This window comes from Bacillota bacterium (assembly GCA_023511485.1).
In the GTDB taxonomy this organism is placed as follows: domain Bacteria; phylum Actinomycetota; class Aquicultoria; order Aquicultorales; family Aquicultoraceae; genus CADDYS01.
Genome location: JAIMBH010000009.1, coordinates 20,941 through 37,269 on the forward strand (window position 1 = coordinate 20,941; position 16,329 = coordinate 37,269).

The following is a 16,329-nucleotide window of genomic DNA, read 5'->3' on the forward strand; positions in this document are numbered from 1 at the left end:
GTAAACACTATCATAAGGTCATATATCCGGTAAAGATTATACATACCTAAGGGTAAACTGGAGAGTTAATATCAATCGGATTTCTTTTTCTTCCTTATCTTTCTGTGTCGTATCTGCTCTGGCGTTATCTCAGGAGACGTAATCGGATAAACGGGTCGTTCTTCGGCCTCAGCGTGCTCCTCTTCTTTTCGCATCAAATGGCCCCGTCTTTTACCTGTCTCTGTATCTTCTTCGGTGTCGGGTAAAATATGGTCTCTTTCCTCAGCCATAAAAAATCACCTCTATAGCTTATTTCCATAAAATGTTTTAGACAAATCACAAAATTTGCTCGGTAAAGCCGCTAAATAGATGCTTTATTAGAGGTAGCGGAATGAAAACAATCTGGCGATAGGGGTAGAAGATGTGGCAGGGCTATTGCTAAAATGTTATCATTGCTTTCATTCTGCAACCGGAGGGCTTAAAGAGAGGTTAAAAAGTTACAATTTAATTGGAGGTGTTTATGCTGGGAAACCTGGGTGAGTTCAGGAAATCGATTATCATTATTATCCTGGTAGCGCTAATCGCTATCTCGATTGCCGTAGCTGGTTGTTCGACTAAGGTTGAGGTCAGCAAGAGCACAGAAGGCGTAAAGGAAGGTGCCGGTGGGGCTGAGATGGTTGAGCTTAAAAGACCCGAAGTTGTTAAGTCGGGAAGTGAGGCCTTAAAATTACTAGAAGATGGAAATAAAAGGTTTGCGGAAGATAGGCTGGCGTCAAAGGATGTTGGGTCCAGTAGGCGGGCGGAGCTAGTGGAGGGGCAGAAGCCCTTTGCTATAATCCTAAGCTGTTCCGATTCCCGTGTCCCGCCGGAAATAGTTTTCGACGAGGGACTTGGGGACTTATTTGTTATCCGGGTTGCAGGCAATGTTGCAGATACAGTAGCGCTTGGAAGTATTGAGTATGCTGTAGAGCACCTACACGTACCGCTGCTGATTGTTATGGGCCACAGCGGTTGCGGTGCCGTAAAAGCTACTGTAGAGGGCGGTGATATCCCACCAAACATCGCAGCAATCGCTGAGAAGATCAAGCCTTCGGTTGATATTGCTAAGTCTAAAGAAAAAGAGGAAGATGCAATTATCGAAGCAGCGGTTACTGAAAATGTTAAGGCTGTTATTAAGGACATTAAGGCGCATAGTTCGATAGTCAAAGAGATGTCAGAAAGCGGGAAACTTAAGGTTGTTGGAGCCAAGTACGATCTTAAGACAGGAAAGGTCGAATTTATAGATAGCGGCTCAGCTGAATAGGTTAGGTTATAATTGTTATTTTACGATTATCGGGCGGGTGGTTTAAGTACTTCCCGCCCTAGGTCTTTTATCTGAGCTATCTTCAACAATTCGATAGATTTTTATTCGATAGATTTTCGGCTTTCAGTTCTCAGGTATACAGAGCCAACAAATAGACTATAATATGTTAAACTAGGTGAAGCAAAAAGCTGGAGGTTGTCATGGGTAATTACAAAGACGATTTGCTTCAGATATTAAAAGAAAAGGCGCTAGTTTTTGGCGAGGTCACGCTCTCCTCAGGCGAGAAAAGCAATTATTATATTGATTGCAGAAGAGTGACTTTGGATGCAAAAGGTGCGTTTTTAGTAGGTGAGGTGCTATCGGATATGCTAGAGGATGCCGATGCAGTGGGGGGGCTGACGCTCGGTGCAGATCCGATAGCAGCTGCAATAGCAGTGCGAAGTTACGAGAAGGGAAATCCTGTTTCAGCATTTATTGTAAGAAAAGGACAGAAGGCGCACGGCATGATGAAACGCATAGAAGGCCCTATCGCTTCTAACTCGAAAGTTGTCATTGTCGATGATGTAATCACTAAAGGCGGTTCTGTACTTGAGGCTATAGAAGCCGCCGAATCTGAAGGCCATCGGGTATTAAAAGCCATATGTCTTGTAGATAGGCAGCAGGGTGGAAGCGACATGATAAGGAGCAAGGGCTATAAGCTTGAGGTCTTATTCAACCCTGCCGATCTCGGTATCTAGATATCCATCAACTATCTTTTCTCTCAACTAACGTTTTCAATAAACCAATTGAGTAGTTAAAAGAAGTTTTAAAAAGGGTTTGGCTCATATACTTTCCTTGTCGGCATAATTGGTGTATAATATACCCCGTATAGTATGAGCATGTCAGAGGGGCTATCTGACATGCATGAATTAGAGCAAACAAAAGGCGGTTACCAGTTTAGAAGGATCGCATACTCGCCGATAACTATATAAATTAAATGTATGGCAACTAATAACGGTGGCAATCCTTAGATTTTTAGGAGGTTAGTGTTGAGCGAAGCGACTACGACTATGCCCAAAAAAGCAACTATCATTGCCTGGAGTGACGATTTAGACAAGGTCTATCCCCAATTAATTTTAGCGACTACCGCAGCAGCTTACGATGTGGAGGTCACCGTATTTGTCACCTTCTGGGGGCTCTTGGCTTTTAAGAAGAAAAACCTGGGCATCACAGGCAAAGACTGGATGACCAAGATGATGGGGTTCATGAAAAGGGGATCAACAGATAGGCTCAAGATTTCCCAGATGAATATGGGTGGCATGGGAACCTGGATGATGAGGCAGATCTTTAAGAAAGAGAAGGTTGCAAGCCTTGATAGCCTGATTGAGATGGCTATGCTATCCGGTGTTAAATTCATCCCCTGACAAATGACAATGGATGCTTTTGGATTAAAGCATGAGGATTTAATCGATGGGATGGAGCCAGCTGCTGGTGCTTCAATGGCAATTGCCGCTGCCTTGGAATCACAGATTAACTGGTTTATTTAAGGGAACCCAAATATAGTAACTTTGAGTAACTTTGCAGAATAATTTTTCAGATAATCCAGCCGGGAAACCGGTGCCGGGCAACGTACAAAATATTCCCGGCACCGGTTTTAAATTACGATCCTAATCTTGGACGTCTATGACTTCAACGTCAATTTTAAGAGTTTTGCCTGCCATGGGATGATTGAAGTCGATATCAACGTAGTCGGGCTTTACGTCCTTAACTACTCCGATATACGTGTTGCCATCCTGGCTCATTGCCTGTAGTTGCATTCCTATTTGTGGCTCAATATCTGGTGGCAAGTCTTCCTTTGGAACATGAAGCACTTTGTCTTCGACGTAATCTCCGTAAGCATCCTCAGGCTGAATAACCAATTCTTTTTTGGCACCTTTATCTAGCCCCTCTACACCTTTTTCCAAACCCGGAATAACTTGACCTGAGCCCTGGACGTAAATGAGTGGCTCGTTTGGTTCCGTCTGGTCTATTAGCTGGTTATTGACATAAACTTTATAATCTAGTGTTACAACTGAGCCATCTTTAATTGACATGAGAAATCCTTTCTACTCGTGAAATCGGCATTGCTGTCAGTCAGGGTTCAGTCGGACCTGCATGACAAATATTTTATACCGATTTGTGTCTTTTTTAACCATGGCTATAATGACGATAGATCGCAGGTCACAGTTGTTTTAAGCAGGGTGTGCTTTCAATCGTGCCATAGCTTCATCTATACTTTTGAGCATCTTGCAGCTTTCACGCACCCGCAGGACATCGTATATGTTCTTGATTTTTTCAACGGGGTTAACAAGAAGAATTTCACCCCCTGCCTCCGCCATTTTTATGCAGCAATTATCAAGTGCATGAAAGCCCGCAACATCAATAAACTCAAGATGCTTTATATCTATTATAATACGTTTGTATCCAGCATCAATCAAGGCACCTACAGCTCCGTGGGTGAAGGGTGCAGTAAAGCCATCGCATTCACCCTTAAGGATAATTAACGGAATGCCGTTTATTGTTCCTATATCAATGCTTAGTCGCACCTGCTTTTCTTCACCGGCCATATCGCACCACGTTTTAATTTATCCCAAATTATGTCGGTGTACACATTTAGATTTTGATGCTTGCGACTTCTTATTTAAGCCGGCTATTGATAGAATGTTCATTAACCAGGTTTGGAGATTGGGCTGAGGTTCAGGTTTTAAGATACAGTTCTAAAGCAAGTTTAAAGCCTGGGCAGGCAGCCGGTATCTTTTGTGAGGCAACTATTGATCAACGGTGAAGTTTTTCAAGCCAGGGAACTCATACAGGGTGTACATATCTACTTCTTGATTGCTTTGCTTTCTTTGGCATCTCTTCTGGTTATTCTAAGTATAGTAAAAAGTAAATTTACCGGCCAGGTTCTCGCTGCAAACATCTTCATATTGCTGCTTGGTTTTTTATTTCTTTCCTGGTACCACTACAAAATCTTTATGGGGGTCGAACTGGTTGACCCTCTAAACAGGGTTGTAATGGGCAGGTTAAGGGCTCCGTTGTGGATCGAGAACGAAAAACTCTACTTCTGGGCTATATTCTTAGGCTTGTTCTCATACGCTGTTTACAGGCGATATAAAGAGGGTCTGTTCTCACGGTGGCTGAACATAGCATTTAGTGCCTTTATTTTTCTTACTATGCTGTCATCTAGCCCTTTTTCTTCTCCATTGCCAGGTCTCTTCAAGGAGATCTTAAATTACCAGGCGGCTATGGGAAGTGGAGATGTCAACATACAGGTGCAAAACTTTCAGAGTTTTTATGGAAGGGTTGAGTATTATTACAACTCGGCTTATATGTGGATACACCCGCCACTTCTTTTTATCTCCTACGCTGCCCTTATTGTCTCATTTCTTGCATCTGTGTTTATGCTTATCAAGAGGGAAGAGTTATACGATCGGATAGCTTATAGCTACGCCAAGTTAGGCTATCTTATTCTTACGCTGGGTATGCTCGTTAGCTATCCGTGGGCGTTAACAGCCTGGGCAAATGAGCCCTGGTGGTGGTCGCCCAAAATCAATATGTCGATCATAATGTGGATGTTTTATACAGCTTATCTTCACTCCAGGCTTCACCTGCATAGGCGGGGGATGTGGAATGCGACTGCAGTCCTTGGAATGTTATGTTTTCTCACGCTTGTATTGACATACATAACTACCTATGTTATACCAGGCGTTCACTCATATGGATAAACGAACAGACAGGTGAGGTATGCTTAAAATAGAAAAACCTGGGACTTATGATTATATACTGGCCATCGCAACCATAGTGATACTGGTTGTACTTTCAGCGATTTTCATCTACGGCACGGTTGAAAGCTGGATTAACTCGATTAAGGACCCTGGCTGGAATACCGGCTGGCTTTATGTGGATTATCTGAAGCGCATGAACTCGTACGCTTATCCATTTGCGGTGGCGCTCGTAATCCTGCTTTGCATGTGCATACCAAAGAGATTTGTTCCAAGAGGGTATTTACTGCAGTTTAGCCTGATACTTCTGGCCATTGATGCTGCTGTTGGCATCCAGTGGGGTCTTGTTGTAGGCCTTGGTTTTTTGCTATTTATATCGGCAGTTGTTCAAACTGCCACCGCAATAATGGTTGTAATAAAATCGGGAAGTTTAGTATTTGAGAGGGACGGAGTCATAGCCCAGCTAGGGTCCGCACTTCTTCACCTCGGTTTTGTCATCTTTGGTTTTGATTTAGTCGCAATTAGAGATCCACAGGCACACTTAAATGTCTTTTGGTTTTCAACGGTTCTGGTCATCCTTGGCCTCGTATTATCTTTTTATTCAAGGGAGCTATCATCTACCGCAAAGAAGTTGCGTGGGGAGCGGATAGCATCAGGTGCAACCGAGGGAACGGGTACAGTTAATCGCTGGCCATTATAGAATTACGGAAATTGCGGTCGATGGTGTGCAGTCGCAAGTATCAATTCGGACGGTTGACTTCTTTTATGCTAAAGCACCTCAATATGAATCCTGGGGTGAATCCTGGGGCAAAATTAACGTATCTTGGATTATTTACTTTTTGTAAATTTATTGGGAAAATCAATCATTAGATTGACCTTGAGGAGACTGTGAGATGGCTAACCGCAAAGCAAAGAGCAAGACCAATATCAGCAGGGCAAAGAAAGCTAAGCCTAAACCAATAGCCGGCAAGCCGGTCGCTAATAGTAATAACCAGCTTACGAATAAAATACTGCCTCTGGCCATAATTGTCATAGCGATAATTGCACTAATTTTTGGGCTGTCATCTTTCCTGTCAAAACCAAGCGATCAAATTAACCCTTTACCTGAGGGGTCGATGGTGGAGAAAATACCGGTCGGACAGATGGTGATACCAAATGCTGTTACCGTAACTTATAAAATGGAAGAACTTTCTGGGTCGGATTGCACCAAGCAGATTGTCGCCGAGCTTCAGAAACTTGGGGGCATTGCTACCGTAAGAGCCGATTATGCAAACCAGCTCTTTGAGGTAAAATACGACCCTGCTAAAATAAAGCTGGAGCAAATCACCGAAGCGCTTAATAAAGGCGAACATCCGGGCCAGCCGACCGAACAAAAAATAATTGGAAATTAATTAGTTTGAGACTTCTAGTATCTCCACTTCAAAGCGAAGTGTTTTTCCGGCCAACTGGTGATTGAAATCAATAGTGACTGTTTCATCAGTTACCTTGGTAATTATTCCAACGACCATTTCGCCTTCTGGAGATCTTGCAGGAACCTCCATTCCTTCGTGTACATCAGCCTCTTTAGGGATTTTAGCTTTTGGTATATTTACTATTCTATCGTCGCGGATAGTTCCATATCCATCTTCAGGTTTGACCACGACCTCTACTTTATCTCCAGCTTTAAGTCCCCTTAGAGCTTTTTCCAGGCCAGGCACAAGCGTACCTTCGCCATGAGTGTATATCATTGGCTGCCCTGGTAGGGTCTCATCCATTATCTCTTCACCAGAGAAAAGCCTGTATGAGAATTTTACCTCTGAACCTTTTTTGATCCTCATTAAAAACCCTCTTTCTCTAACCAAATATCCATCCGCCATATTCCTCAAAGTAATAAGCGGGGTCTGCCAGGTATCTCTTTGATGAGGCAAGAAGGTCGTAATGCTCCGTTTCTTCGGCGAGCATGAATCTAAAGAAAGTTTCTACCTGTTCTTCCTTAGCCTCACTTACGGCTTGCTCGTAAAGATTGATACTTTTAGCCTCAAGCAACATCGCTACGTCATATATATCAAGGTCATTGCTGTCTGGCTTGATGTTTTTCTCCACAGTTTGCCTACGGTCTTGAACCAGATCGCGAATTCTCTCTGGCAAATCAAAAACGCATTCGGTTTCAACGTCGAACCAATCCCGGTTAAGCAGCGAGTTATTGAAAGCCTCTATTTTTCTGATGTGCTCAACCTCTTCAAGTGCAAGAAATGTCAGAACTTCCTTTGCAAATGGATCTTGCACTTTATCAATTAACTGGCGGTAGAACGCTTCGCCATTGCGTTCGAATTCAATTGCTGTTCGTAGCGCTTCGCAATACGCCTCATCCATGCAGATCATTCCTTTCATGAGCTTAGATTAGAATATCTGTTCTAAATTGCCTATGCAAGTCTTGATGCCATATATTGTAAATCTTTTAAATCGCTGCTTGGATTGATGCCGATGAGTAGAGTTATAGTGTAGCCGGTAGGCGGCATAGGTTAGCCGATGGGTGGGAATATGCCGGCGAGCTTTTGAGTAAATAATCGAAATAATTGACCGTCTGGTCAAAAATACTATAATTAAAATGACCAATTGGTCGAAAATATAGGTAAAGACTTTTTGTTAAAGACCTTTTTGCGGAAGGAATTTCGGCATGTTTGACTTTGAAGATACCGATAGCCTAATAGATTTACTTGAATATGAAGTGCGTCCTATGAGTAAGAGCGAGCGCACGCGTCTTAAAATAATGGCAAGTGCCGCTAAGGTCTTTAACGAAAAGGGCTTTGCTGAGGCGTCCATTAAGGATATAGCTGATGATGCTGGTATCGCTAAGGGAACGATTTATTACTATATCGAGAAAAAGGAAGACCTCTTTTTAATGCTGGTAAATTTTGGGCAGGCACGTCTCTTTGCAAAGGTTGAGAAAGGCCTTAAAAAAGCAACCACGGCATCCGAAAAAATCGAAACGATAATTCGCGCTCACCTCAAAATGTTAAAAATATTAGGACCGGTTATGCCTGCATTTGCTCAAAACCTGTTGACCGTAAACTCAAAAACCAGGGAAGCCATAGCCGGATTTCGGGAGCGATATGTGAACTATATTGCATCTGCAATAGAAGAAGGAATCGCATCTGGGGAGTTCAGGCAAGTAGATTCAAAAAAGACTGCTGTTGCAATTATAGGTATGGTGTTGGGGCAACTTCTTCAGTACAGGTTGTTTACCGGCGTGTTCAATGTAAAAGAAATTGGCGATACTACGATGGATATGGTTATCAAGGGCTTAAGGAAAACTCATGAGGAATAAAATCCTGGGCTTATCGATAAAGGCCAAGATTATAGCGTTAATTGTTGCGGCAGTTTTGATATCTGCTTCGCTGGCGATTTTTGTTGAAGCTGGGCAGGGAAGCAGAGCAATTGCGGCTTCCGGCGTTTTAGGAGCAGAGAGAGTTGCTGTAAGTGTGCCGACTGACTTGGCTTTGCTCGTAGCCGTTACAGACAAGATACCGTCGAATAGCATGACTAAGCAGCTAATGCCGGTTGGGACTGTGAACAGCTTGAAAATTGAACCGGGCTCTCACGTTAAAAAAGGCGACGTTCTGCTTACGGTCTCCGAGGAGATGGCGCTGCAAAACCTAAATAAAGCGCAGGCTCAATACGACAATTTATCGGCAACTATAGACAGCCTGAACGATAGCCGTAATGACCTTTCAAAAAAAAGAAGCGATCTGGACACTAACGAAGCCAGCTTAAGGGCCAACCGTGCTAAGGCAATAAATGACTTTAATGAGAAGTATGCGGCTGGGCAAGCACAAATCAAACAGCTTGAAGCTCAGCTTGCCGCCCTTAAGACAAAAGGCGGTAATCCAGCTCAAATCGCCCAGCTTGAGGCTACGATCTCGCAAGCTAGGGCTGGGCAGGAGGCTGGCAAGAAGCAATTTGACAAGGCTCTAGGGCAGATGGACTTAGGCCTTGCAAAGATATCCCAAGGCAAAAGACAGATTGATGAAGGCAATTCTGCGCTTGCGAGAAAAATTGCCCTGCTTGAGAAAAGAAGGGTGCAGGCTGAGACAGGCCTTGCTTTAGCAAGGAGAATAGTTGATTCTACGAAAATCCGAGCCGGAGCTTCAGGTATGATTACGGAAATGAGAATCGCAGAGGGCTCTGTTTTATACCCTGGACAACGGCTGATGTCGATTATCCAAACCGATAAGCTAAGAATCGATTTATATATACCGCTTGATCGGATCAAAGAAGTAAGAATAGGCGACCCGGCTGAAGCTTTGGTCGATGCGGCACCTGATGTGGTGTTCAAAGGTAAGGTAGTGGAGATCGGCCAAAAGGCAATCTTCGCGCCGTCTAATATAACAACGGATGAGCTTGAACTAGTAAGGGTTGTTAAGGTAACCGTTGAGATCGGCAACAAGCAAGGTATTCTTAAAGCCGGAATGCCGGTAGATGTGAAAATCTTTTGATTTGCACACAATTTGCGATGGAGGTCGATATGAAGAAAAAGCTGATTGTTGTCCCGCTGGCGTTGCTTATGCTGGCCGGAGCGTATGCCGGCTGGTACGCTTATGCATCCAACAGCAAATCTGCAGATGGGAAGATCGAAGGTTCCGGAACAATAGAGGCGGTGGAGTTAAACATCAGTTCTCAAATAGCCGCTGTGGTTACGGATATCAAGGTAAAGGAAGGGGATCGGGTTAAGAAGGGCGATGTACTTGTTACTCTTGATGATAGCCTGCTAAAGAATCAGGTAGCGGTAGCCCAAGCTGGCGTTGACGCTGCAAATGCAGCGGTTGATGATGCTGATACCGATGCTAAAAAGCGCGCGGCTCAGGCTCAAGTGGACCAAGCTAAGGCAAATCTCTCAATGGCACAGATTCAGCAGGGTTATGCGACAATTACATCGCCACTCGATGGATTTGTTCTGAGCCTGCCTTTATCTGTAGGCGAGATGGCAAATCCGGGGTCAACCGTGGCTGTTGTGGGCAAGGCATCCGAACTCAAGCTCACTATCTACGTTGACGAGAAAGAGCTTGGCAAGATAAAGGTAGGCCAGGAAGCTAAAGTTAAAGTGGATGCTTATACAGACAAGGTTTTTAATGGTAAGGTGGTCGAAATTGCATCTAATGCGGAGTTTACTCCGCAAAACGTACAAACCAAAGAGCAGAGAAGCAGCCTTGTATTCGCAGTAACCATAAAAGTAGGTGACCCCGAAGGGCTGCTTAAGCCGGGTATGCCGGCAGACGCAGTGTTGGCTAGGAGCTAAATAAATGAACAAGACCATTATTGAGGTCGAAAACTTAATAGTTGATTTTCCCGGCGTTCGCGCTGTTGATGGTTTGAGCCTGCGTGTGGGTGAAGGGGAAATATTTGGCCTTGTGGGACCTGATGGCGCTGGCAAAACCACAACTATTAGAGTGCTCGCAACTATCCTAAAACCTACCGCGGGTTCGGTCAAGGTCTGGGGCAAAGACATCTTGCTTGAGCCACGTGCTGTACGAGGCAAAATAGGCTATATGTCACAAAAGTTCAATCTATATGCGGATTTGACCGTAGAGGAAAACCTACGTTTCTTTGCCGACATATATGGCATATCGGATACCGAGCGCAAAAAGAGGATGAAGGAACTACTAAAATTTGCGCGCTTGGAAGAGTTTACTGGCCGCCGTGCTGAGTTTTTATCCGGTGGCATGAAGCAAAAACTCGCGCTTGCATGCACACTTATGTATGAACCGAAGATATTGTTTCTTGACGAGCCGACTACAGGTGTTGACCCGGTCAGCCGACGCGAGTTCTGGGCGATCCTATCTGAGCTTAGAGGCAGGGGCATAACGCTTTTTGTATCGACACCGTATATGGATGAAGCAGAGCGCTGCTCAACAGTTGCCTTTATGGATGGTGGGATAATAAAAGTTAGCGATACCCCGCAATCCATAAAGGCATCTTTTAGCGGCGAAATAGTCGAGTTGATTGCAAGGCCGCAAAGGGATGCCCGAAAGCTATTAAGCGAGCTTAAATATGTGCGGGATGTCGAGATTTACGGTGAACGTCTGCAGCTTACTGTAGACTCAGCTCATGAGGCCATAGAGCGGCTTAAACGAGACCTACCCGATAGGATTGAGTTGGTATCTCTGGTAGCGAAAGCTCCAACAATGGAGAGCGCGTTCATTGAGATGATCAAAAGAAAATCCGAAGACCAGAGCTTAAGGATGAGGGAAAGATCGTGAGAATGATTCGGTCAATTATGCGAAAAGAGTTCTTACATATCCTGCGCGACCCGAGGACGCTTGGTATTACCCTTTTCTTGCCACTGTTTCAGTTACTTATGTTCGGCTATGCATTAAGCCTCGATGTTAACCATATTCGCACTGCTATTTATGATAATGATAGAACTGCAAGCAGCCGTAAGCTGGTCGAAAGTTTCTCAAGTTCGGGTTACTTCGATATAGTTGACAGACCAAATAAAGCTGATTTTACCCAGCGCCTGGATTCAGGCAGAGTCAAAGTCGCCATAATCATCCCTCGAGGGTTTGAGAGCAAGTTAAAATCGGATGAGGATACAAAAATCCAGGTGTTGGTTGATGGTTCAGACCCTAATTTCGCGCGGGTCGGTGTGGGTTATTCGTCGATGATTATTAGCCGGTTCTCCCAAAACGCTACGGCCGAGTCGCTTTACAAAAAAGGTATTGAAATCCGACAGGGAATACCCCCAATAGACGCTAAAGCGAGAGTCTGGTACAATCCGGAACTCCGAAGCGTAAATTATATTGTGCCTGGCCTAATGGCGCTTATTATGATGACGGTTACCACGATAAACATCTCAGTTGCTCTGGTGCGGGAAAAGGAGAGGGGCACGTTGGAGAACCTTGTTGTTTCGCCTATCAAAAGCTGGGAACTCATTATCGGGAAGATAATACCCTATGTCATCATTGCCTTCTTTGAGGCTGCTCTTATAACCGGAGTGGGAACCCTTTGGTTCAATGTACCCATGCAGGGAAGTCTTACGCTGCTTTTCCTAAGTCTCATAGTGTACGTTGCGGGAACTCTTGCTATGGGACTTGTAATTTCTGCGGTCACAGAATCGCAGCAGGTTGCAAGTTTTGCATCGTTTCTGACTACGTTCCTGCCAGCGTTTTTACTCTCAGGATTTGTATTTCCAATAAAGAGCATGCCGCTGGTTTTACAGTTAATAACTTATCTTGTGCCAGCCAGATATTTCTTGGTTGTTATAAGAGGTATTTTCCTGAAGGGCACCTCTGTTAGTACTCTATGGCCTAATTTACTGGCGCTTGTAGCATTTGCCGTGCTTATGATCACCATCGCTTCGCTTCGCTTGAGGAGGGTGCTGGCATGATGCGCATCCTTATGCTTGCACGGAAAGAGATATTGCAGCTTTTGCGGGATAAGAGATTATTACCATTGGCTTTTATCGCACCGCTTTTGCAGCTAATCCTCTTTGGTTACGTTGTCCAAACAGAAGTAAAAGATATTGGCATGGTGGTTGCCGATTACGACCGCACGGCTGAGAGCAGGGTTATGGCTGAGAAATTTGCCAATGCTGGATATTTTGAGATAGTAAAGCATGTTAATAGCGAAGCCGATATACCTACATATTTGCGATCTGATAAAGCCACACTTGGTCTTATTATCCCAAAGGGCTTTGAACATGCTATAAAGAATGGGCGCACGGCTGAGCTAATGCTTGTGCTTGATGGCTCCGATGCAAACACCGGTGTACAGGCGCAGCAATACGCAATGCGTATAATCGCGGCGCGGTCGCAGGAATTGATGAACAGCAGACTTAACACGATAAATGCACTGAGCGCTAGGATAGTAAACGTAAGCTCTAGGGTTAGGGTTTGGTATAACCCTGATTTAAAAAGCGTAAACTATATGGTACCTGGTTTAATCGGGATGATTCTTACCATCATCACGACAATCCTGACTTCGGTGGCGATTGTAAAAGAACGGGAGCGAGGCACTCTCGAGCAGTTGGTTGTAACTCCCATAAAACGCTGGGAGCTGATATTGGGCAAGATTCTGCCTTATGTAATAATCTCCTTTATCGAGGTGGCATTGGTAGTCTCCCTTGGCGTTGTTTGGTTCGGAGTTCCTTTTAGGGGAAATGTCCTCTTGCTTCTTGCGCTCTGCGTTGCCTTCTTGTTTACAACAGTTGGTCAGGGGCTCTTGGTCTCAACGGTATCGCGCACCCAACACCAGGCGCAAATGACGGCTTGGTTTTTTATGATGCCGGCAATTATGTTCTCTGGTTTTATCTTTCCTATCGAAAATATGCCGAAGGCAATACAGCTAGTGACTTATCTGGTGCCGCTGCGATACTTCTTAGTTATTGTAAGGGGGATATTCCTTAAGGGCGTTGGAATGGAAGAATTATGGGATCAGGCGCTGATACTAATGCTTCTTGGGATTTTAATTTTTAGCATAAGCGTTTTTAGATTCCAGAAGAGGTTTACAGATTAGCTTACAGGTTAGAGATTAGAGCCTCGGACAGGTCCGGAAGGGCCAGTGTGCCTAAGCGATAAAGTTAAAAACTAAATAGAACGGTGAAAGTAGTTGGATAAAGCAAACAATAGTTATGAAAAATCGATAATTGTTGATGGGCTTACCAAGAAATTTGGTGATTTTATAGCGGTGAATGACGTCTCTTTTGATGTCCGGCGCGGTGAGATATTCGGCTTTTTAGGCCCAAACGGCTCAGGAAAATCAACGACAATCCGTATGCTTTGTGGCATTCTTGAGCCAAGTGGAGGCAGGGCAAGTATCCTGGGTATAGACGTCAAGAAAAACCCAGAGGAAATCAAGCAGCACATCGGTTATATGTCGCAAAAGTTCAGTCTCTATGAAGACCTTACTGTTGATGAGAACCTCGACTTTTATGGCGGCATCTATGGTCTTAAAAACAGGCGCTTAGCTGAGCGCAAGGATTTCGTGTTTGAGATGGCTGGGTTAAAGGGTAGAGAGCATGAACTTGCCGCAAATCTTTCTACTGGGTGGAAACAGAGATTGGCTTTGGGATGCGCTATTATACATGAGCCCGAAATGGTCTTTCTTGATGAGCCGACTGGCGGAGTTGATCCGGTTTCAAGGAGGAACTTTTGGGAGATGCTGTATCATATGGCCGAATCCGGAACGACGCTTTTTGTGACGACGCACTATATGGACGAGGCTGAGCACTGCCATAGGATAGGGTTTATATATCAGGGCAGAATGATCGCGTTAGGCACGCCGGATGAGCTAAAGAAGCAGCACATGCAGGGCAGCATTATCGAGGTTGCTGTCGATACATCCCAGGATGCCCTCAAGGCTATATCCTCAGCTCCTGGTGTCGAGGATGCATACTTCTACGGAGCCACCATCCACGCTAAAGTGGACTCCGCAGAAAAGGGCATACCGTTGGTCGAGAAGTATCTGAAAGGGTTAGGGTATAAGGGATTTTTGGTGCATGAAGTGCAACCCAGCCTGGAGGATGTTTTTGTAAACCTACTGGAAACTAGAAAAACCGGAGGCTAGATTTGTGGACTAGTGCCTTAATTTAAAATCACACCTCCGGTTTTTAATCTTAAGTGACTGTTTTTAAGCGTACGGGTAAAGGTGTCTCTTAAAATCATTTAATTGGTTGAGTAGCTTAACATGTTTCCTCTCGTCCTCTAAAAGGTAGGATAAGAGGTGGCGAATCACAAAATGCCGGCTGTTCTCGAGTTCCTTCTCGGCAAGCATTACGGAATTTTTCTCCAGCTTAAGATGGTTGTCCAATAGCTCGGAGATGGCCCCAAGCTCTTCAGGGCTTAATAAAATTGTGCCATTGAGCGCATCTTCTATAACATTTAGGATCTCTTTGTGCTTATGAGAATCGGCTTTGATAATGCCGGCTACTGTTTTTACAAGCGCATTGCTGCTTGACCCTATTATCTTATCACAACTTTCAATAGTTACATCCTCCAAATCTTTCCATTTCTTTATGTCTTCTTCAAAATCCGATCCTTTCTCAACCATGTCACGAATAGCCATTTCAATACCTCCTTATTGTTGTCTTTAAATTACCCGGCACAAGCTAAGCTACTATACGCTTTATATACCTAAAACTTTACATTTTTATGCTTTGTTTTAAACTCAAATGCAGATAAATTATTTGTAGCATGGGCATGGGGTACAAATGGTTGAGCAGGCTAATAAGACAGCTGAGATAATAAATCGCCTGAGGAAAGAATATCCGGATGCAAAGATAGCTCTTGTCTATTCAAACCCCGTTGAGCTTCTTATTGCGGTGATTCTTTCGGCTCAGTGCACGGATAAAAAGGTAAATGAGGTCACAAGAGAACTGTTCAAAAAGTATAGAAGCGTCTATGACTTTGCAGATGCTTCGCTTGAAGAACTTGAAGCAGATATAAGGCCTACCGGCTTTTATAGAAATAAAGCTAGAAATATTAAAAGTGTGGCTAATATACTGATAAGGGATTTTGGCGGGGAGGTTCCAAAGAGCATGCAGGAGTTAACGCGTTTCCCTGGAGTCGCGCGGAAGACCGCTAATGTCGTGCTGGGAAACGCGTTTGGCATAGTCGAAGGCATAGCGGTTGATACACATGTCAAGCGTCTTTCAAGACGGCTTGGGCTAAGTAAAAACAACGATCCTGAAAAGATCGAGCGTGACCTGATGGATAGTGTACCGAGAGAAGAGTGGTTTAATTTTACCTATTTGTTGATTGAGCATGGACGGGCTGTATGCGATGCCAAAAGGCCCCGGTGTGATAGCTGTATTTTAAACGATATCTGCCCCTCTGCACTTAAGCTCTAAGCCTGCAGGAATTTAATGGCTCTTGGTGATTTTGATTTAAGTCAAAGGATTTATCAGCGAACTTTTCTATACTAAGATATAGATATCTTTTTTGGGTGGTGCTAAGGTGCCTGTATTTGAACCCAGGGTTCGGCATGATATCGGTATTTTGGCAAAGTTTGTTGAAATATATTGCCGCAAGAACCATAGCAAAGAGGACAAAATACCTTTCTACTATAAAGGCAGGGGAAGCGAAGAGCTGGATTTACCCAAGATGTTGCTTTGTGAGCGCTGCTTTAAGCTTCTCAACCATGGGATAGCCAAGCGGGCTATGTGCCCGATGGATCCCAAGCCCATGTGTAAGAAGTGCCCCAACCAGTGCTATCATCCGTTCTATAAAGAACAGATCAGGGAAGTAATGAAGTTCTCAGGAATTTACCTTGTAAAAAGAGGGCGCCTGGACATGCTGTATCACTACTTGGCATAAAGTGCAGGTAAGCGATAAG

The 16,329-nt window shown here is 44.2% G+C and carries 22 protein-coding genes; 16 read left to right on the forward strand and 6 right to left on the reverse strand.

All coding sequences use genetic code 11. The features are described from left to right. Positions 1-71 precede the first annotated feature (71 nt). The gene (locus K6T91_04230) at positions 72-269 is read right to left on the reverse strand and encodes a hypothetical protein (GenBank protein MCL6472000.1); all 198 of its coding nucleotides are present in this window, start codon (positions 267-269) and stop codon (positions 72-74) included. Positions 270-499: 230 nt separating this feature from the next. On the opposite strand from K6T91_04230, the gene K6T91_04235 reads away from it, so the two are divergent. The 4 genes from K6T91_04235 to K6T91_04250 all read left to right on the forward strand — a co-directional run bounded on the left by K6T91_04235 (position 500) and on the right by K6T91_04250 (position 2,808). Then, positions 500-1,282, forward strand: coding sequence for a carbonic anhydrase (locus K6T91_04235; protein MCL6472001.1), 783 nt, complete (start codon positions 500-502; stop codon positions 1,280-1,282). Between the two features lie 200 nt (positions 1,283-1,482). Continuing rightward, positions 1,483-2,019 (forward strand): orotate phosphoribosyltransferase, encoded by a 537-nt coding sequence (pyrE, locus tag K6T91_04240; protein ID MCL6472002.1) that lies wholly within the window; start codon positions 1,483-1,485, stop codon positions 2,017-2,019. Between the two features lie 291 nt (positions 2,020-2,310). Next, the gene (locus K6T91_04245) at positions 2,311-2,685 is read left to right on the forward strand and encodes a DsrE/DsrF/DrsH-like family protein (protein ID MCL6472003.1); all 375 of its coding nucleotides are present in this window, start codon (positions 2,311-2,313) and stop codon (positions 2,683-2,685) included. 9 nt (positions 2,686-2,694) lie between these two features. After that, positions 2,695-2,808, forward strand: a complete 114-nt coding sequence (locus K6T91_04250; protein MCL6472004.1) for a hypothetical protein — start codon at positions 2,695-2,697, stop codon at positions 2,806-2,808. A 120-nt stretch (positions 2,809-2,928) separates the two neighbouring features. On the opposite strand, the gene K6T91_04255 is transcribed toward K6T91_04250, so the two are convergent. Together K6T91_04255 and K6T91_04260 are read right to left on the reverse strand one after the other, a co-directional pair. Next, the gene (locus K6T91_04255) at positions 2,929-3,354 is read right to left on the reverse strand and encodes a peptidylprolyl isomerase (GenBank protein MCL6472005.1); all 426 of its coding nucleotides are present in this window, start codon (positions 3,352-3,354) and stop codon (positions 2,929-2,931) included. 138 nt (positions 3,355-3,492) lie between these two features. Then, the gene (locus K6T91_04260; protein ID MCL6472006.1) at positions 3,493-3,867 is read right to left on the reverse strand and encodes an STAS domain-containing protein; all 375 of its coding nucleotides are present in this window, start codon (positions 3,865-3,867) and stop codon (positions 3,493-3,495) included. A gap of 192 nt (positions 3,868-4,059) precedes the next feature. Here K6T91_04260 and K6T91_04265 point away from each other — a divergent pair, with 192 nt between their 5' ends. The 3 genes from K6T91_04265 (at position 4,060) to K6T91_04275 (ending at position 6,413) form a co-directional block, all read left to right on the forward strand. Beyond that, complete coding sequence (locus tag K6T91_04265) at positions 4,060-5,025, forward strand: cytochrome c biogenesis protein (protein ID MCL6472007.1); 966 nt, start codon at positions 4,060-4,062, stop codon at positions 5,023-5,025. Between the two features lie 19 nt (positions 5,026-5,044). Continuing rightward, positions 5,045-5,722 (forward strand): hypothetical protein, encoded by a 678-nt coding sequence (locus tag K6T91_04270; protein MCL6472008.1) that lies wholly within the window; start codon positions 5,045-5,047, stop codon positions 5,720-5,722. 193 nt (positions 5,723-5,915) lie between these two features. Continuing rightward, positions 5,916-6,413 carry a cation transporter gene (locus tag K6T91_04275; GenBank protein MCL6472009.1) on the forward strand — a complete coding sequence of 166 codons (498 nt, stop codon included), beginning with the start codon at positions 5,916-5,918 and terminating at the stop codon, positions 6,411-6,413. Here the strand turns inward: K6T91_04275 and K6T91_04280 are convergent, their stop codons facing one another. Then, entirely contained in the window at positions 6,414-6,863 is a 450-nt protein-coding gene (locus tag K6T91_04280; protein ID MCL6472010.1) for a peptidylprolyl isomerase, read from the reverse strand. Next, positions 6,856-7,374, reverse strand: a complete 519-nt coding sequence (locus K6T91_04285; GenBank protein MCL6472011.1) for a ferritin family protein — start codon at positions 7,372-7,374, stop codon at positions 6,856-6,858. The genes K6T91_04280 and K6T91_04285 overlap by 8 nt, the downstream gene beginning before the upstream one ends. A gap of 304 nt (positions 7,375-7,678) precedes the next feature. Here K6T91_04285 and K6T91_04290 point away from each other — a divergent pair, with 304 nt between their 5' ends. The 7 genes from K6T91_04290 (at position 7,679) to K6T91_04320 (ending at position 14,562) form a co-directional block, all read left to right on the forward strand. Then, positions 7,679-8,329, forward strand: coding sequence for a TetR/AcrR family transcriptional regulator (locus K6T91_04290; protein MCL6472012.1), 651 nt, complete (start codon positions 7,679-7,681; stop codon positions 8,327-8,329). Further along, positions 8,319-9,497 carry an HlyD family secretion protein gene (locus tag K6T91_04295; protein ID MCL6472013.1) on the forward strand — a complete coding sequence of 393 codons (1,179 nt, stop codon included), beginning with the start codon at positions 8,319-8,321 and terminating at the stop codon, positions 9,495-9,497. The genes K6T91_04290 and K6T91_04295 overlap by 11 nt, the downstream gene beginning before the upstream one ends. A 29-nt stretch (positions 9,498-9,526) precedes the next feature. Continuing rightward, positions 9,527-10,297, forward strand: coding sequence for an efflux RND transporter periplasmic adaptor subunit (locus tag K6T91_04300; protein MCL6472014.1), 771 nt, complete (start codon positions 9,527-9,529; stop codon positions 10,295-10,297). A gap of 4 nt (positions 10,298-10,301) precedes the next feature. Next, complete coding sequence (locus K6T91_04305) at positions 10,302-11,258, forward strand: ABC transporter ATP-binding protein (GenBank protein ID MCL6472015.1); 957 nt, start codon at positions 10,302-10,304, stop codon at positions 11,256-11,258. Further along, complete coding sequence (locus tag K6T91_04310) at positions 11,255-12,385, forward strand: ABC transporter permease (GenBank protein MCL6472016.1); 1,131 nt, start codon at positions 11,255-11,257, stop codon at positions 12,383-12,385. The genes K6T91_04305 and K6T91_04310 overlap by 4 nt, the downstream gene beginning before the upstream one ends. Continuing rightward, the gene (locus K6T91_04315; GenBank protein ID MCL6472017.1) at positions 12,382-13,512 is read left to right on the forward strand and encodes an ABC transporter permease; all 1,131 of its coding nucleotides are present in this window, start codon (positions 12,382-12,384) and stop codon (positions 13,510-13,512) included. Before K6T91_04310 ends, K6T91_04315 begins: the two co-directional genes overlap by 4 nt. A gap of 93 nt (positions 13,513-13,605) precedes the next feature. Continuing rightward, complete coding sequence (locus tag K6T91_04320) at positions 13,606-14,562, forward strand: ABC transporter ATP-binding protein (protein ID MCL6472018.1); 957 nt, start codon at positions 13,606-13,608, stop codon at positions 14,560-14,562. 63 nt (positions 14,563-14,625) lie between these two features. Here the strand turns inward: K6T91_04320 and K6T91_04325 are convergent, their stop codons facing one another. After that, complete coding sequence (locus K6T91_04325; GenBank protein MCL6472019.1) at positions 14,626-15,060, reverse strand: hypothetical protein; 435 nt, start codon at positions 15,058-15,060, stop codon at positions 14,626-14,628. A 145-nt stretch (positions 15,061-15,205) separates the two neighbouring features. Here K6T91_04325 and nth point away from each other — a divergent pair, with 145 nt between their 5' ends. Beyond that, a complete protein-coding gene (gene nth / locus K6T91_04330) occupies positions 15,206-15,844 on the forward strand; it encodes an endonuclease III (protein ID MCL6472020.1) in 639 nt (212 codons plus the stop codon). A gap of 106 nt (positions 15,845-15,950) precedes the next feature. Then, a complete protein-coding gene (locus K6T91_04335; protein ID MCL6472021.1) occupies positions 15,951-16,310 on the forward strand; it encodes a nitrous oxide-stimulated promoter family protein in 360 nt (119 codons plus the stop codon). Positions 16,311-16,329: the final 19 nt, after the last annotated feature.

Coding starts and splice junctions, on each gene's coding strand:
- K6T91_04325 (MCL6472019.1), bottom strand. CDS start 15,060: ATGGCTATTCGTGACATGGTTGAGAAAGGATCGGATTTTGAAGAAGAC.
- K6T91_04295 (MCL6472013.1), top strand. CDS start 8,319: ATGAGGAATAAAATCCTGGGCTTATCGATAAAGGCCAAGATTATAGCG.
- K6T91_04290 (MCL6472012.1), top strand. CDS start 7,679: ATGTTTGACTTTGAAGATACCGATAGCCTAATAGATTTACTTGAATAT.
- K6T91_04235 (MCL6472001.1), top strand. CDS start 500: ATGCTGGGAAACCTGGGTGAGTTCAGGAAATCGATTATCATTATTATC.
- K6T91_04305 (MCL6472015.1), top strand. CDS start 10,302: ATGAACAAGACCATTATTGAGGTCGAAAACTTAATAGTTGATTTTCCC.
- K6T91_04260 (MCL6472006.1), bottom strand. CDS start 3,867: ATGGCCGGTGAAGAAAAGCAGGTGCGACTAAGCATTGATATAGGAACA.
- K6T91_04315 (MCL6472017.1), top strand. CDS start 12,382: ATGATGCGCATCCTTATGCTTGCACGGAAAGAGATATTGCAGCTTTTG.
- K6T91_04250 (MCL6472004.1), top strand. CDS start 2,695: ATGGATGCTTTTGGATTAAAGCATGAGGATTTAATCGATGGGATGGAG.
- K6T91_04275 (MCL6472009.1), top strand. CDS start 5,916: ATGGCTAACCGCAAAGCAAAGAGCAAGACCAATATCAGCAGGGCAAAG.
- K6T91_04255 (MCL6472005.1), bottom strand. CDS start 3,354: ATGTCAATTAAAGATGGCTCAGTTGTAACACTAGATTATAAAGTTTAT.
- K6T91_04285 (MCL6472011.1), bottom strand. CDS start 7,374: ATGGATGAGGCGTATTGCGAAGCGCTACGAACAGCAATTGAATTCGAA.
- nth (MCL6472020.1), top strand. CDS start 15,206: ATGGTTGAGCAGGCTAATAAGACAGCTGAGATAATAAATCGCCTGAGG.
- K6T91_04270 (MCL6472008.1), top strand. CDS start 5,045: ATGCTTAAAATAGAAAAACCTGGGACTTATGATTATATACTGGCCATC.
- K6T91_04300 (MCL6472014.1), top strand. CDS start 9,527: ATGAAGAAAAAGCTGATTGTTGTCCCGCTGGCGTTGCTTATGCTGGCC.
- K6T91_04230 (MCL6472000.1), bottom strand. CDS start 269: ATGGCTGAGGAAAGAGACCATATTTTACCCGACACCGAAGAAGATACA.
- pyrE (MCL6472002.1), top strand. CDS start 1,483: ATGGGTAATTACAAAGACGATTTGCTTCAGATATTAAAAGAAAAGGCG.